Here is a 15,683-nt window from a genome sequence, read left to right as displayed (position 1 = left end):
AAACTACAATTTTGACCAATATTAAAATAAACTATAAAATGAAAATTACAACAACCTTATGCTTGGTAATGGTATGTCTTTTATCTTGCAACACGAATGAACATCAAGGTTCAACTCATAATTTTACGGTGCAACGTCTTATTATTCTTAATGATAAAAATGAAATATTGATGAGCAGAGAAGAATCTGTTTGGGCTACACCTTCTTTAGTTTATAATAAACGTCAGTTTTTAAAAGAAGGACTTGATAGCTTATCAAATGCGTATGGAATTAAAGTAACGGATCTAGAATTACGAGGGCAGTTTAGTTACAAATATGACTATCATCCATATGCAACATTGAGAAACTATTTTGTTGCCCGTTATGTAAGCGGTGAATTGACGGTGCCAAATGGTCTGGCAGAAGCAAAATGGATACCCGTAGATCAGGCTATTGAAAAAAACACGGTCACTTCAATAAAGGAAATCACTAAGCAGATTATGGAATTTCCAAATGTTGTTTGGGGTGGCTCTTTTATGGTGAGTCATGTAGGTGATGAACATCCTACAAAAATGGTGGAATCCTTTTATCCTTTGTTAGAATATAAGGCAGATAAATAAGTATTAAGTACAATTTTGAAACTGTGTAAAAGGAAAAATGTTTTACAAAAACGAGGTGCATTTAATCGCATGGCAATTCCCTGACATAAATCCTCTTGTTTTAAGTACCTTTACCAAAGGCTATAGCGCCTTTTTTAAAGACACAAACTTCATGTCGAAAAAAACAAATAAAGAATCTGATTTACAAGGTGTTACTCGTTTGGTTACAGATGCGACAATCGGTGTAACGGAATTGGTAGAAGCCATGCATAGGAGAGTGGTTCATCCTCCTTTTTTACCATCTACACCCATTCAACATTTAATTACCAATATTGCTGGGATCACTTTTAAAAATATAAAGAATAGTACCCGATTTATTGGTGGAGGTTTAGATAAAGCACTAGGGCGTTTAACTCCTGTGCTTGGAAAATTAAGAAAGACCAATGAAGTAGAAGGGATGCGCGCTGCATTAAATGGAGTACTCGGTGATTATTTAGAAGAAAAAGAAAATCCCTTAAAGATTGAAATGCAATTCAGGTATGAGTCAGAGGCTATAACATTGGATAGTAAAAACCTTGAAGCTAATTACTCTGATATCAATGGCAAAATTCTTTTGATGATACATGGTGCGTGTATGAATGATATTCAATGGACACGAAAAGAACATAATCACGGAGAAGTATTAGCAAAAGAATTAGGGAAAACACCAATTTACTTGCATTATAATAGTGGGAGGCATATTTCCTCAAATGGGCAAGATTTTAATAAGTTATTAGAAGATTTAATACTGCATTGGCCCGTTCCTGTAGAGGAGCTAATCATTATTGCCCATAGTATGGGTGGTTTAGTCACTAGAAGTGCATTATATTATGGTGATCAGGAAAAGAAAAAGTGGACTGAGCACCTCAAAAAAATTGTCTTTCTCGGAACACCTCACCAAGGTGCACCTTTAGAGCGGATAGGGAATTACCTGGATGTGATTCTTGAGTCTATTCCTTATACAAAGCCTTTTGCTCCATTGGGAAAAGTCAGAAGTGCTGGTGTTACAGATTTAAGATATGGAAGTTTAATTGATGAAGATTGGCAAGGCAAAGACAGGTTTGATATAGATGGAGGTGAAAGTCAAAGAATCCCATTGCCTAAAAAGATAGACTGTTATAGTGTCGCTGCTGTTTTGGGAAAAGAAACAGATACTTTATCCGCTAGAATGTTAGGAGATAGTTTGGTTACTGTAAAAAGTGCTTTTGGGGAACATAAAGATCCAGCAAAAAGTTTGAACTTTAAAGACGAGCATACTTGGGTTGCTTATGAGAATACTCATTTGGATCTATTGAATAACCCTGAAATCTATACTAAAATAATGACGTGGTTAGTTTGATCAAATTTTTGAATCATTGAACTGTGATGAATTATTCCTGATAGTTGATAACTCCCGAAATTATAAGGTAAAGAAATAGTAGATTGCTACCTTGATTTTTGTGCAGAATAAACAGTAAAGAATACATGAAAAACAAAGAAGCTCTTTTAGTGATTGATATGCAAAAAGGATCTTTCACTGCAAAAACACCTCGGTTTGATACCGATGGAGTTGTAAAACGTATCAATGAACTTGCTTTATTATTTAGAGAAAAAAAATTACCCGTATTGTTTATACAACATGATGGGACAGGAACCGGAGCGTTTGAAAAGAATACAGAGGAATGGGAAAATTTAGACGAACTAATCGTTAAGTCCAGTGATATTCTTATTGATAAATATGCAAATGATGTTTTTTACAAATCGATACTCCAATCAAAATTGATAGAATTAAATGTAAAGAAACTATTGATTACAGGTTGCGCAACAGATTTTTGCATAGAATCTACAATTCAGTCAGCTTTGACAAAAGAGTATGATATTACGGTTGTTTCTAACGGTCATACGACAGGTGATCGCCCTCATTTAAAAGCTGAAAAAGTAATTGAACATTATAATTGGGTCTGGGAAAATATGATACCTACAAAAGGGAAAGTCGATGTGAAAACCTTTGAGCAGATTAAAGAAAACGATAGTGTGTCATGACTTGATACACCGTAAATAGTAAGATTTTTTATATTATTAGTTAATGTATAGCCAAAGTAACAATTATGAATCTGCCTGAAGACGTAAAAGATTTCATCAACAAAAAAGTGGAGTTAGAGAATTATTGTTTACCACATTTTTATCCTGAATTAAATTCATTTGAAGATTTTCAAATAGGATATAAAATTAATGGTATAAGTGGTGAAAAAGAAACAGGAGATGGAGATGGTGATTTCAAGGAGAATTGGTTTGTCATATGTGCAGGATATGCTTCGGATCCATTTTTTATTGATATTACTGAAGCGGATAAAAAATTCCCAGTTTATTTTTCTTGGCGTGGAGCAGGAAAGTGGATTGCAATAAAAGTTGCTGAAAATATTAATGAATTTTCTGAAAAACTTCTCTTTCTTAAAGATTTAGAAACAAAGAATAACAATATTCAGGAAGAATTTCGAAAGAGTTTTGATATGAATAATAAGTTTTGGATGGAGGTTTACAATGGATATGAAGAAGAGGTAGAAGTGTATTCAAACCATCATTCACCAACTGAGAATGAAAAGCGCATTCAGGAAATCCGCAAAGAATTAAAAGTTTTAGATGAAAATAAAGAAAAAGGAAAAATTGAACTTAAGAGTTATCTGATTTATAAAAGAGAACTAGAAAATGAAATTAAGGAATTAAGCTAATATAGATACTATACTTGTAGCATAGTATAGAGCCACTATTCAATTTATGCTTAAGACTTCTACAACCCCTTCAATTGTGCATCTCTTACTTTTTTAAATAAGTTAGAAGAGTACACAAATTCTGTTACGGCTTCATTATCAGTTTGGAAGATTTGAGATTTATCACCTTCCCATTCTAAATGACCATATCTTAGAAAAATAATCTTTTCTCCAATCTCCATCACAGAGTTCATATCATGAGTATTGATAATCGTGGTAATGTCATATTCTTCTGTAATCTCTTTTATAAGATTATCGATCACGATTGCTGTTCTGGGATCTAGTCCAGAGTTAGGTTCGTCACAGAAAAGATATTTTGGCCTGGTTACGATCGCTCTGGCAATTGCAACACGTTTCTGCATACCTCCACTAATCTCAGATGGAAGTTTGTTATTAGCATTTTCGAGATTTACACGAGCTAGTACTTCGTTTACACGATCCAGCATTTCTTCTTTCTTCTGTTTGGTAAACATTCTTAGGGGGAACATCACGTTTTCTGCTACTGTCATAGAATCAAATAACGCACTACCCTGAAATACCATTCCCATCTGTTCTCTCAGATCTCTTTGTTGTTTTTCGTTTAACTCAGAATAAGTTGAGCCATCATAACAGATACTACCTTTTTCTGGTGTAAACAACCCAAGCATACATTTTAAGAAAACCGTTTTACCACTACCACTGGTACCAATAATCAAATTAGTTTTTCCACGTTCGAAAGTAGTAGTGATTCCTTTCAGAATCTCTTCTCCATTAAATGCTTTATGTATATCCTTTACTTCTATCATTAGCTTAATAATAATTGGGTTAATACATAATTAGCTATAACAACAACGACAGTAGTCCATACAAATGCAGAGGTACTAGCTTTACCAACTTCTAAGGCTCCTCCTTTCATATAATACCCATGAAAAGAAGGTATCGTAGCTAACAAGAATGCATATAAAAATGTTTTTATAAAAGCATATACCAGATGAAATGGGATAAAATCTTCCTGCAACCCACTGATAAACTCACTACTAGATACAAATCCACCATAAACACCTGCAACATATCCCCCAAAAATCCCCACAAACATAGCGATAGCAATTACAAATGGATACGTTAGCATTGCTATGATTTTTGGAAAAACAAGATAATTAAGTGAATTGATCCCCATTACTTCTAATGCATCAATTTGTTCCGTAACCCTCATAGTACCAATACTGGAAGTTATAAAGGAACCAACTTTACCAGCCATAATTACGGAAATAAAGGTAGGAGCAAATTCCAGAATTATAGATTGTCGAGATGCAAATGCAATAAGTTGTTTAGGAATCAAAGGGTTATTAAGATTCAGTGCCGTTTGTATGGCAACAACCGCTCCAATAAAGAAAGCTAAAAATACAGTTATACCTAAAGATCCTATAATAAGGTCATCAATTTCTTTTAAAATCAAATTCCTAAGAACTGAGCCTTTGGTCATTCGACTAAAAACTCCTTTAAGCATTAAAAAATAACGACCGATATCGTCTAGATAAAACATATGTCCTACATTAGAAGGGCTAAAATAGAAAAAAAAATAGGGACAGCATTTAACCTTCTATTAAAGTTTTACATTTGCATAAATGGTATTTTAACCGTCTAAAGGAAAAAAAGTAATGTTCAAGAAAATATTGTTAGTAATTATAATAATTACCTGTGCTATTCAATGTACAACTAAAGATTCGTCATCAATAGGCGTCAATTCGGAAGAAACAATTTCTGTAAGACCCAAGTTAATGGTTGGTATCGTAGTAGATCAAATGCGATATGATTACCTAACTAGGTTTTATGATCGTTTCGGAGAGGGAGGTTTTAAAAGAATGGTTAATGAAGGTTTTAATTGTAAAAACAATCATTTTAACTATATACCAACATATACTGGTCCAGGACACGCTTCTGTATTTACTGGAACGACTCCACAAAATCATGGGATCATATCTAATTACTGGTATGATAAGTTTGGAAAAAATATGGTGTATTGTGCTAGTGATTCATTGGTCAGAGCAGTAGGTTCTGATAGTGAGTTAGAAAGAATGTCTCCTCGTCGTATGAAAACTACCACTTTTGCAGATCAAAATAGATTACATACACAGTTAAAGGGAAAAAGTATTGGTATAGCTATAAAAGATAGAGGAGCAATATTGCCAGCAGGACATTCTGCTAATGGAGCCTATTGGTTTAGAGGTAAAGATGAAGGTAATTGGATTACAAGTACATATTATAGAAATGAATTACCGGATTGGGTACAACAATTTAATGATTCTGATCAAGCAGAATCTTATTTTAAAGAATGGAATACCTTATATGATATTACTACTTACGAAGAGAGTGGTGCGGACAAAAATAATTTTGAGGCAGGGTTTAAAGGAAAAGAAACCGCCACATTTCCCTATGATTTAGCAGAACTAAAAGATCAAAATGCTGGGTACGATATTATAAAAGGATCTGCATATGGAAATAGCTTAACAACGGATTTTGCAATAGCTTCAATTGATGGAGAAGCGCTAGGTAAAGATGATATCACAGATGTATTAACAGTTAGTTATTCCAGTACGGATTATGTAGGTCACAATTTTGGAGTTAATTCCAAAGAGATTGAAGATACATATTTGAGATTAGATAAGGATTTGGAACGTTTTTTTGGAGCCTTAGATAGCAAGGTTGGAAAAGGTAATTATACAGTTTTCTTAACAGCAGACCATGGAGCTGTTCATGTACCGTCTTATTTGCAGACAGTAAAGATACCATCCGGTTATTTTAAAATGGATACTTTATCGACTAAGGTTACCGATTTTGTAAAGGAAAGATTTAAAGTGGACGGATTGATAGAGAAAATAGCTAATGACCAGGTCTTTTTTGCATATGATGTTTTAGATAAAAATAATATAAATGCTCAGGATTTGCAGAAAACTATTGCGCATTACATCTTACAATATGATCAAATAGATAAAGTATTTACCAGAGAACAATTATTAACGGGCACATATACTGAAGGAATTGCTGCCTTAATCCAAAAAGGATATAATCAAAAAAGAAGTGGAGATGTGATATTTGTGCTAAACCCTGCGACTATTCTGTATTCTCGAACAGGATCTACTCACGGAAGCGGTTTGAATTACGATACTCATGCTCCTTTATTATTTATGGGTAAGGGTATCAAGCATGGGAGTACAACACAGAAAACTACAATTCCTGATATTGCACCAACAATTTCTGCTTTGTTAGGAATTACATTTCCTAATGGCGCTACAGGGGATGTATTGCCTTTTGTATTAAAATAAGATTATTAAATAAGTTTTTGGTATATGGATTGTGCGCTTTGTATTGCACCTTCCATATATCCTCCATGTCTAGTAGCGGTTTCTGACCCAGCAATAAAGAAGTTATTATCAAAAAAACCATTTTGATAATAATGATGTCCATTATTTTGATGTGGAAATATAAATTTTTCTGAATGAATAGTAGTATTTAGTTCTTGTTTCCAAACAACTTCTTCGTAGGCTAAGTATTCCAAAGCCTTCTCTCCAAACAGTTTTTGAAGTTGACTAAGTACCTTAGATTTTCTTTGTTCTTTGGTGTGCGTGTACATTCCATTTTGTAGAAACCCTTTTAATGCGAAACGAGTGTTTTCTACATTAGAGTGATCGTATAATTCTGTAATAGGACCAACATTGCTAAAAACGGTTCCCGAATAATTATTTTCTTTCCAGAAAGGTTGTTTATACGAAATGCCAAATTTAATAGAATCACCCATCCAGGTATGAGTTTTATTAGCAATATCATGTACGTTTTTAGGTAGTAATGGATTGAATTGTACAGCATTTACCAAAAGCATAGGAGGAACTGTAGAAATTACTTTATTCACATAATAGGTGTTAAGAGAAGATCGAACTTCAAAATGATTAGTATAATCAATGTGTGTTACTTTCTCGTTTAACGTTAGTTCTTCATTAGTAAGGAATTCAGCAAGTTTTTTAATAAGTGATGCGGTTCCACCTTGTATTCTATAACTGGGTTGTTGATTAGTTGGCAATTGTATTTGTTGAGGTGGAGCAGTGGATAAAGGTTCAAAAAGTGCTATTCCTTCCATGAATTGTTCAAAAACAGGAAGCTCTAGTTCTTCTAGTAGTGTAAGTAATTCATGATGTTCAGTACTTAACCAAGTTGCTCCCATTTCGATTGGAGTTTCATTTTCAGACTGTAGCGTGTGTATTCTTCCTCCGATTCTATTTCTGGCTTCAATAACCTTAACAGCTATTCCATGTTTTTTTAGTCTGTAGGCAAGTAATAAACCGGTTAATCCAGCGCCGATGATGAGTACTTCTGATTTCATATAGTATATAAATATATAAAGTAAAACTCCTCTCTTTAGGAGTTTTACTTTATAATGTTAATTTATTCATCCATAAGATGTGTTCCGTGTACAACAGCTGCTCCAGCACGAAGCGCAGCAGAGACAAATGTAGCTTCTGCTAGCTCTTCTTGAGTAGCGCCTGCTTTAATTGCATTCTTCTTGTGAATTTCTAAACAATATGGACACTGCGTAGTCAATGCTACAGCAACAGCCATTAGTTCTTTATATTTTACAGGAATGACTCCTTCTTGTAAAGCAATACTGTCAAATGCTTGAAAAGCCTTCATAGCCTCTGATGCATTTTTACCAAGTGTACCTAATTTTTTTAGGTGATTCATATCATACATAATCCGATGCTTTTTTTAATTAATTCCTTCCTGCAGTTACACCACCATCAGTATCCCAAATGGCTCCGGTTACCCATGAAGCTTGATCCGATAATAAGAACGTGATACTATTAGCTACATCTTGTGCAGTTCCGTTTCTTCCGATGGGATGAAAATTATTAAAACCAACTAATGCTTTTTTAGCCTCATCAGCTCCTCCAAAAACACCATCGTATACAGGAGTTTCTACTACCGCAGGTGATACTGCATTTACTCGGATTCCATGATCAGCTAATTCCATTGCTAAGTGTTGAGTTAGGGAATGTAATCCTGCTTTTTGCATAGAGTAAGCTGAAGAAGGAGTGGCTTTTACAGCTTGTTTTGCCCACATAGAACCAACATTTACAATAGATCCGCTATTGCTTTCTTTCATTTTCTTAGCCGCCGATTGCGTAATAAAAAAGAAACCTCTATTTAAATCCTGATAGGAATTATAATCTTCTACAGTGTGATCTAAAAATGCTTTTGGGCCAAAAATTCCAGAGGCATTTACTAAATAATCCAATCGATCTAATTTAGAAATAGTTTCAATAAGTTGGTTGACATTAGTAGGATTCGTAATATCAACTTGGTGTTTAATGATATTATCTGCATCAGAAATTTTAGAAGTATTTCTACCTACTACATGAACCGTAGCGCCTCCTTCTATTAAAGAATCAACAGTTGCTTTACCGATTCCGCTGGTTCCTCCAATTACTAGAGCTGTTTTGTTTTTGAATTGTGTCATTGTTTATATATTTAAATAATTAATAAAAAAGACAGACAAGTCTGTCTGTGTAAATGTAAATTTTTTTAATCAATGATTTTCTTACATAAAGATAAGGAGGCTTCTATTGGCCACGTATTTTGATGTACTTTACTTTCTGAAATCGCACCTTCATATAATAGGTAAATCTTTTTGGCAAGCATTTCGTTCTCTTGATCAGAGTTTTGATTACAATTCTCGATAACAAGATCCTTGATGAAATGTATAAAATCATTCTTCTGCTGTTGAATTTCAGTTCGAACAGTTTCGTTTTCTTTTGGCATTTCGGAGTATGTATTTAAACACCAACATCCATTAAAATCTTTTTGATCAAAGAAAAGTGTAAGAAAATCAAATAACGCATATATTCTGTCTTTTCCTGGAGAAGCTTTATATACAAAATCTCTTATATCTTTAGTGAAAGTACTATTCTTAAATTGAAGATAGGCGATACAAATATCTTCCTTAGACGGAAAATGATTATACAATGTAGCCTTTGCAATTCCTGCTTCTTTAATGATCTCATTTATCCCTGTAAGATTATATCCTTTATTATAAAATAAAGAAGAAGCAGTAGCTATAATATGATCTCTTACTTTAGAATGTTTCACCTAGTTAATATTTTATGTTTTGAGAATTCAGATGAAATTGCATTGTAATCATTTCATTTAATATTGAAATGCTTCATTATGTTATTTCACAGTGCAAATATATATAAAAAAAACAAAACTAGACAGACTTGTCTAGTTTTGAGGTTTGTTTAACAAAAACTAAACTGTTATTTGATGATTGTATTGGTTATCGGGAATAAGTTTTGAGTATACTTATTTTTGAGGTTTACTTCCGGTATGTGTTGGTTTATAGGTTGTTGGGTTTTCAGTTTCTACAATTTGAATATTACTACCTGTACGTTCTCCAAAAGATTCGATACGACCCGAGTTAATTAAGCTGATATTATCAATTGCACTAATAGCCCATCCTGGATCTTCATATTTTATGGCTCTTCCGCCTTTTCCAGAATTGATAAATAATAGATTGTCAATATTCAATTTCTGAACTCCCCAAAGCAGAACCACACTTCCTAGATCTTTATTATTTACATCTATAAAAGTAGAATTTTTAACCTCTAAAAATGGTCCTGTTGTACTTTCGTCATTACCCATTCTTAATAGAGAAATTGCACTGCCCATTACTTTACTAAAATGGCAGTTATCAATTTTTATATACTCTGCGTTGTAGCGACCTCTATTTTCATTTTCGCCATCTAAACTGATTGCATTCCCTGAAATATTATGAAAAGTAGAATTCTTAAAAATTAAGGTATCTGCATAGGTATTTTTGTAAGCTCTAAACGCGGTTTTACGACTCGCATTGAAATTTTTGAATTCGCAAGAAACCACCTTTAATTTATAGTGCTCAATCATAGGTTTTGATGAGGTGGCTATGGCGGATTTTGCAATACCATTTTCCGAAGCACCATCAAATAGCACTCCTTTAATTGATAGACTTCCTCCATTTTCTATAACAATCAAAGGATTTTGTGATTCGTTTTGGTCATATGTAAAGATTGCATGACTATCACTTCCATCAGTTTTGATTGTTAGTGTTTTGTTTATGATTAAAGGTTTTGTGAAAGTGTACGTTCCTGGTTTTAATTGAATAGTATCACCTGATACGGCACTTTTTACGGTATTAAAAAAAGCATCATTTTCATTACTCGATACTTGTGTTGTATTTGGGTTTTTATTTGTAATCTCAAAATATTTAAACTGGGGCGTATACCAGTTTGGTCCTACTTCATTTTTTGCAAAAGGAAGTTTTGGTTGATAGTTTTTGCTTTTTAGTAAACCATCCACTGGATCTTTGGAGAAGGTAGTTGTAACTTGGGTAAAACCTTTATGATTGAATTTTGAATCAGCAGATATTACCTCATTTCCTGAAAAGGAGAAGGTGCTGTAATCAGAAATAGCTTCGAAGACTTGTTTTCTTTCAGGATGATAGAACATATTATTTACAAGTCTTATATCTTTAGGAGTATCTGTTCTTTCGTTATCTGCTCCTACACCGAACTGAATATGATCACATTTTAAAAATTTATTTCCTATAATGTCTGTGTTCTCTGCTCTGTGATATCGGTTAATTAATGAATTAGGAACTCCATTCATTACCGGAAGCGCTCCAAAGAAACGTTTTCCCTTTAGTTCCTGAAAATGATTATTCTTGATTGTATGTCCTTCATTAATTACACGGACTCCACCAGTACCAGGTTTGTTATTTCCTATGAAAAAATTATTCTCTATCAGATTTCGATTTCCGTGTCTTAGTGCTAATACTCCTGCCGATTCATAGAAAACGTTATTACGTACAATATTGTCACTGGATTTAAGAGAAACAATTTCGACTTCGCCATCGCATTGTTCGAAATAATTATTCTCAATCAATGTTCTTGACGGACTTAGCGAATATGTAGAAACACCTACTCGAAGTGTTTCGCCTCCATTAGATCCTAGATTAGGTCTATATCCAAAATGGTTGTGATCAATCCTGTGATGATTTTCTAAGCTATTTTTGTTATTTAATTTTACCACGAGCGTAACTCCAGCATTTAGTTTTCCTCCGAAATAGTTGTGATCTACTCGATTGTTTTTTCCGTGAAGATGGATCCATTCAGATTTATCAAATCTGTTGGTTGGATTAAAATGATCAATTGCAATTTCTGTAAGTCTACAGTTTTCTGCTAATTTTCCATCGTCTGTTTTGAAAATAATTAAGGCATCTTCTTCGGTATATCCATCTGTAAATACCAATCCCTGTATAAGTATATGCTTTCCACCAATTTTTAACGAAGTATTACCAGAAAGGATCACTTTTCCTTTTTCTTGTGCTTTGATAGTAATAGGCTTTTCTTCTGTGCCCTCTGCAGCAATTACAAAATGCGAATCCGTCCAAATGCCATTACTTAGTGTAATCTCATCTCCAGGTATTGCTGAGGCAATTGCACTATTGAATTCTTCGATGGTTGTAACAACATTGGTTCCATCGGTTTGATTTTTGTGATTGGTTTTTGTGCAAGAACCTATCATTAATAGAATAGCTATTAGATAGCTATAAAGTCTACTTTTTTTCATTTGTTTGTTTTGAAATATTTGTATTAAACATTCCCACTAAACGTTGAAAATCGTCTAATGCTTTATTAAAAGTAGATACTTGTAAGTTGTGTGTGGGACGAAGTTAGGCCTATTTTTTTTAATAGCCAAAAGAATAGAAATATAGGAGTAGTTATAAAAAAAAGTTTCGATAGATATCTAGACCTATCGAAACTTTTAATGTGTCACATAATTTAGATTATGAATCACAATTACAATTAGGTTTGAAAATTAGAGTATCCCATATCGCACAGATAGACAAACTACATTGACCTCCGCCTCTTGGATTTATATAAAATCCACCGGTTATTTTTTTCTGATTTTCTTTTTTAAGGATTTCAACTCCTTTTACATTTAAAATTTTGTGTAACATAATAATTGTTTTATGATTATAAATATTAATGTCTTTAATAGCCGATATGTTACTGTTAAAAGAAGTTAATTTTTTTTAAATTGATAGTAATTAATATTCACGGAAAAAATAATAACACAAATTCGATATAAGGTTTTTGACAAAAAAATAAAAAGACTATTATAAAAGTTTTACGAACCCTAGTTTTCTTATTACAAAATAAGGTATTAGAATATTTTCTGTTTCATTTTTCTCCAACGAAGTTTTCTAATGAATTTGCCTTCTGGTTTAGAAACTAAAAATGATTGGCGTTCTTTTTTAGCCTTAAAAAAACCAGCTATATAATCACTTATTAACCGAGGTTGTTTTTTTAATAGCGCGAGTTTTACAGACGCAATTAGTGTAATTATAAAACCATACCGCATTTTATAAAAAGCTTCTCCCTGTTTGTGTTTTGCTTTAGAATTATAGGTGTTCCCTGTAGGTTTTAGGTGTTTTACTTTTAGCGATTCATCCGTTTTGATTTCCCATTTATGATATTGTGCTATTAGCTCATCCACAGTATCCCAACCCATTGCAGGTTTTAATCCACCAATATCTCGAAAACAAGATTTTCTATATGCTTTTAGCGCTCCACGGATATGATCCTTATTGGTTAGATTTTCTAGTACCCAGTCATTTCCTTTCTGGATGTAACAGAAACCACCTACCATTCCGGTTTTTTGATCTCTTTCGAAATTGGTTATCAATGTTTCCAGGTAGTTTTCTGGAAAAATAAGATCCGCATCAAACTTACAAATCACATCATATGCATCATCCAGTGTCTTATATCCTTTGTAGAATGCATTAATAACTTTACTACCTGGCATATGATCCTCAGAAGAGGTGGTATTGACCAGAGAAATATAGGGATGCTTACGGATAAAATTATTCACAACAGCTTCCGTACTATCTGTAGAATTGTCATTGACCACCACTATTTTTTTAGGAAGTACTGTTTGAGTTACTAATGAATCTAAGGTTTTAGCAATCAATAGTTCTTCATTATGCGCTGGTATGACAATATAAATGTTCAAGATGGTAGTGATTGATGTGAACTATTTTCTTTCTGCATATATGATATAGTATCTCGGAGTAAAGTACCTAAGTAAAGGTCTGAAACCAATTTTTTTGATAGGATGTGTCCATTTCTTTTTAGCTTTTATCTCCCAACCGGCTTTTTCTAATAACCAGTCAAATTGCCAATCCTCGAACTCATGATAATGACGATCCCACGGATCTGTTTTACTGCGATATGCAGGAGAAAACCATAGTTTAAGTGGTATAGAAGCTACTATCTTGTTTGCTTTAACATCGCGTAACACATTAAAAGGAGCAATCAGATGTTCAAAAATTTCGAACGCTGTAACAATTTCTGCATCTGTTGTTTTTACAGCTTCTGTTTCTATATCAAGATCTTCTCCAGAAGTATTGCTAACAGTATATCCTTCTTTTTCCATAAACTCCACGAAAGGGTTATGGACGCCAAGATCTAAAATAGAAGCCGGAGCTGGAATATGCTCTCTTAAGAATTCTAGTGTTTCTTTATATCGTTTATGAGGAAAAGTTCCTTCGTACATTTTTAAGTAAGTTGCAATCTAGTTATACGTGGTAAAAATAGACAATTACAAAGATTACTATATTCAGATATGAAGATTTTTACAAATTGATTTAGAATTTATATAGAAAGGCATTTATATTCATACCTGCACCTACACTAGCAAAGAGTAAGATATCACCTGATTGAATAGATTGGTTGGCTATTTTTCCTTTTAGAATTAAATCAAAAAGCGTCGGAATAGTTGCTACACTACTGTTTCCTAATTTTTGTATGCTCATAGGCATAATACCATCTGGAACTTCCTGTTCGTATAATTCGTAGAATCGTTTTACAATGGCTTCATCCATTTTTTCGTTAGCCTGATGGATAAGAATTTTCTTAACCTCAGAAATATCAATATTAGCTTGGTCTAGACATTTTTTCATTGCCTTAGGCACATTGGTTAAGGCAAATTCATATATTTTACGACCATACATTTTAATATATTTCGTAGGATCACTCGATGTGTTGTCATAGGTTTTTCCGAAGAATAAAAAATTAGCTTCTTCGTAGGTATGAGAAGCGCTAGCGGAGGATATAATTCCACCTGCGTCTTCAGTGATTTCAAGAATGGAAGCTCCTGATCCATCAGAATAAATCATAGAATCCCGATCATGTTTATCAATAACACGAGATAAGGTTTCTGCTCCAATAACAAGGCACTTTTTTGCCATACCACTTTTTAAAAAAGAAGTTGCTTGGATAACTCCTTCTATCCAACCTGGACATCCAAACAGTACATCATATGCTACACAATAAGGATTCTTTATTTTTAAAAGGTGCTTTACTCTTGTTGCAAGACTAGGTACAGTATCCGCTTGAGATGAGTTTTTAGCTACATCTCCAAAATTATGAGCGACGATGATATAATCCAAAGTTTCTGCATCTATACCAGAATCGGCGATGGCCTTTTCTGCAGAGATAAAAGCAATATCCGATGTATTTAATGTGGAAGATGCATATCTACGCTCTTCAATGCCAGTAATTTTTTGGAATTTGTCGATAATGACAGCTGCAGGGTACCTGATTTGGCTGCCATCTGTATTAAGGAATTGATGATTTTCAAAATCTTCATTCTGTATGATTTCTGTAGGAATATAGCTTCCTGTGCCAGTTATTTTGATATTCATCTTTCCTTTTTCTTTTTTCAAAAGGGAAGGTAGTCATTAAAAACGGCTTTATTATGCTTGCATAATAAATTCTACGATGGCTAAGGAGTAATCCATGAGTTAAAAAGGAGCTAAATAGACTAGTCCTGTCCAGTTTTTAATTGTATTACTGTAGCGATGGATAGTGCTCGAGTTTTCATTAGTTCTGCCTTTGGACCACTATAATTAAGATCTACAGTGCTAGTAAATAGTTCCAACCAGGTTTCAAAATGGATTTTCTCCATTATTTTTTGTTGATGAAGATTTTGGTGAATTTGCAGTACATTTTTTTTGTAGTTCCCGGTATAAAAAAGCTGTTGTTCCCAGAAACTAGCGATATGAGGAATATGATCTTCCAGATTAATTTGCGCTATTTCGGTAAAGAATGAACCAATGTTTGGGTCTTCTAATGCCTTTTTGTAAAACGCCCACATCAAATATTCGATATCCTCTCTGGTAGTAATATCTTTTAAATCATCCTTGTCCAAAAATACCTTGGTTTACGTTAATCTATTCTGCAAAATTACA

The 15,683-nt window shown here is 33.4% G+C and carries 17 protein-coding genes; 5 read left to right on the top strand and 12 right to left on the bottom strand.

Features of this window, described 5'->3' with window-relative positions; translation table 11 throughout:
- The first annotated feature begins 38 nt into the window (after nucleotides 1-38).
- The 4 genes from Q0975_RS25335 (at nucleotide 39) to Q0975_RS25320 (ending at nucleotide 3,325) form a co-directional block, all read left to right on the top strand.
- A complete protein-coding gene (locus Q0975_RS25335) occupies nucleotides 39-599 on the top strand; it encodes an NUDIX hydrolase (protein ID WP_299442692.1) in 561 nt (186 codons plus the stop codon).
- A gap of 151 nt (nucleotides 600-750) precedes the next feature.
- Entirely contained in the window at nucleotides 751-1,956 is a 1,206-nt protein-coding gene (locus tag Q0975_RS25330) for a hypothetical protein (protein ID WP_299442689.1), read from the top strand.
- A 125-nt stretch (nucleotides 1,957-2,081) separates the two neighbouring features.
- Nucleotides 2,082-2,639, top strand: coding sequence for an isochorismatase family protein (locus Q0975_RS25325; protein ID WP_299442687.1), 558 nt, complete (start codon nucleotides 2,082-2,084; stop codon nucleotides 2,637-2,639).
- 65 nt (nucleotides 2,640-2,704) lie between these two features.
- Nucleotides 2,705-3,325: an SMI1/KNR4 family protein gene (locus Q0975_RS25320; RefSeq protein WP_299442684.1), complete on the top strand. Its 621-nt coding sequence runs from the start codon at nucleotides 2,705-2,707 to the stop codon at nucleotides 3,323-3,325.
- A 59-nt stretch (nucleotides 3,326-3,384) separates the two neighbouring features.
- Here the strand turns inward: Q0975_RS25320 and Q0975_RS25315 are convergent, their stop codons facing one another.
- Entirely contained in the window at nucleotides 3,385-4,149 is a 765-nt protein-coding gene (locus Q0975_RS25315; RefSeq protein WP_299442682.1) for an ATP-binding cassette domain-containing protein, read from the bottom strand.
- A complete protein-coding gene (locus Q0975_RS25310; protein WP_299442680.1) occupies nucleotides 4,149-4,886 on the bottom strand; it encodes an ABC transporter permease in 738 nt (245 codons plus the stop codon). Before Q0975_RS25310 ends, Q0975_RS25315 begins: the two co-directional genes overlap by 1 nt.
- A gap of 115 nt (nucleotides 4,887-5,001) precedes the next feature.
- Here Q0975_RS25310 and pafA point away from each other — a divergent pair, with 115 nt between their 5' ends.
- A complete protein-coding gene (gene pafA, locus Q0975_RS25305) occupies nucleotides 5,002-6,666 on the top strand; it encodes an alkaline phosphatase PafA (protein WP_299442678.1) in 1,665 nt (554 codons plus the stop codon).
- Between the two features lie 5 nt (nucleotides 6,667-6,671).
- Here the strand turns inward: pafA and Q0975_RS25300 are convergent, their stop codons facing one another.
- The 10 genes from Q0975_RS25300 to Q0975_RS25255 form a co-directional block, all read right to left on the bottom strand.
- On the bottom strand, nucleotides 6,672-7,718 hold the full coding sequence (locus tag Q0975_RS25300) for an FAD-dependent oxidoreductase (protein WP_299442676.1): 1,047 nt from the start codon (nucleotides 7,716-7,718) through the stop codon (nucleotides 6,672-6,674).
- A gap of 62 nt (nucleotides 7,719-7,780) precedes the next feature.
- Entirely contained in the window at nucleotides 7,781-8,077 is a 297-nt protein-coding gene (locus Q0975_RS25295; RefSeq protein WP_299442673.1) for a carboxymuconolactone decarboxylase family protein, read from the bottom strand.
- Between the two features lie 28 nt (nucleotides 8,078-8,105).
- Nucleotides 8,106-8,852 (bottom strand): SDR family oxidoreductase, encoded by a 747-nt coding sequence (locus Q0975_RS25290; protein WP_299442669.1) that lies wholly within the window; start codon nucleotides 8,850-8,852, stop codon nucleotides 8,106-8,108.
- Between the two features lie 65 nt (nucleotides 8,853-8,917).
- A complete protein-coding gene (locus Q0975_RS25285) occupies nucleotides 8,918-9,481 on the bottom strand; it encodes a TetR/AcrR family transcriptional regulator (RefSeq protein ID WP_299442667.1) in 564 nt (187 codons plus the stop codon).
- Between the two features lie 213 nt (nucleotides 9,482-9,694).
- On the bottom strand, nucleotides 9,695-11,998 hold the full coding sequence (locus Q0975_RS25280; RefSeq protein ID WP_299442664.1) for a chondroitinase-B domain-containing protein: 2,304 nt from the start codon (nucleotides 11,996-11,998) through the stop codon (nucleotides 9,695-9,697).
- 217 nt (nucleotides 11,999-12,215) lie between these two features.
- Nucleotides 12,216-12,389, bottom strand: coding sequence for a hypothetical protein (locus Q0975_RS25275; RefSeq protein ID WP_299442661.1), 174 nt, complete (start codon nucleotides 12,387-12,389; stop codon nucleotides 12,216-12,218).
- Nucleotides 12,390-12,595: 206 nt separating this feature from the next.
- A complete protein-coding gene (locus Q0975_RS25270) occupies nucleotides 12,596-13,444 on the bottom strand; it encodes a glycosyltransferase family 2 protein (protein ID WP_299442658.1) in 849 nt (282 codons plus the stop codon).
- 21 nt (nucleotides 13,445-13,465) lie between these two features.
- Nucleotides 13,466-13,987: a methyltransferase gene (locus Q0975_RS25265; protein ID WP_299442656.1), complete on the bottom strand. Its 522-nt coding sequence runs from the start codon at nucleotides 13,985-13,987 to the stop codon at nucleotides 13,466-13,468.
- A 91-nt stretch (nucleotides 13,988-14,078) separates the two neighbouring features.
- Entirely contained in the window at nucleotides 14,079-15,137 is a 1,059-nt protein-coding gene (locus Q0975_RS25260) for a 3-oxoacyl-ACP synthase III family protein (protein WP_299442653.1), read from the bottom strand.
- 119 nt (nucleotides 15,138-15,256) lie between these two features.
- Complete coding sequence (locus tag Q0975_RS25255) at nucleotides 15,257-15,643, bottom strand: group III truncated hemoglobin (RefSeq protein WP_299442650.1); 387 nt, start codon at nucleotides 15,641-15,643, stop codon at nucleotides 15,257-15,259.
- Between the last annotated feature and the right edge of the window lie 40 nt (nucleotides 15,644-15,683).

The sequence above is a fragment of the uncultured Aquimarina sp. genome (assembly GCF_947500065.1).
Taxonomy (GTDB): domain Bacteria; phylum Bacteroidota; class Bacteroidia; order Flavobacteriales; family Flavobacteriaceae; genus Aquimarina.
The sequence above is the reverse complement of the archived record's forward strand: the minus strand, read 5'-3'. Positions and strand labels throughout refer to the sequence as shown.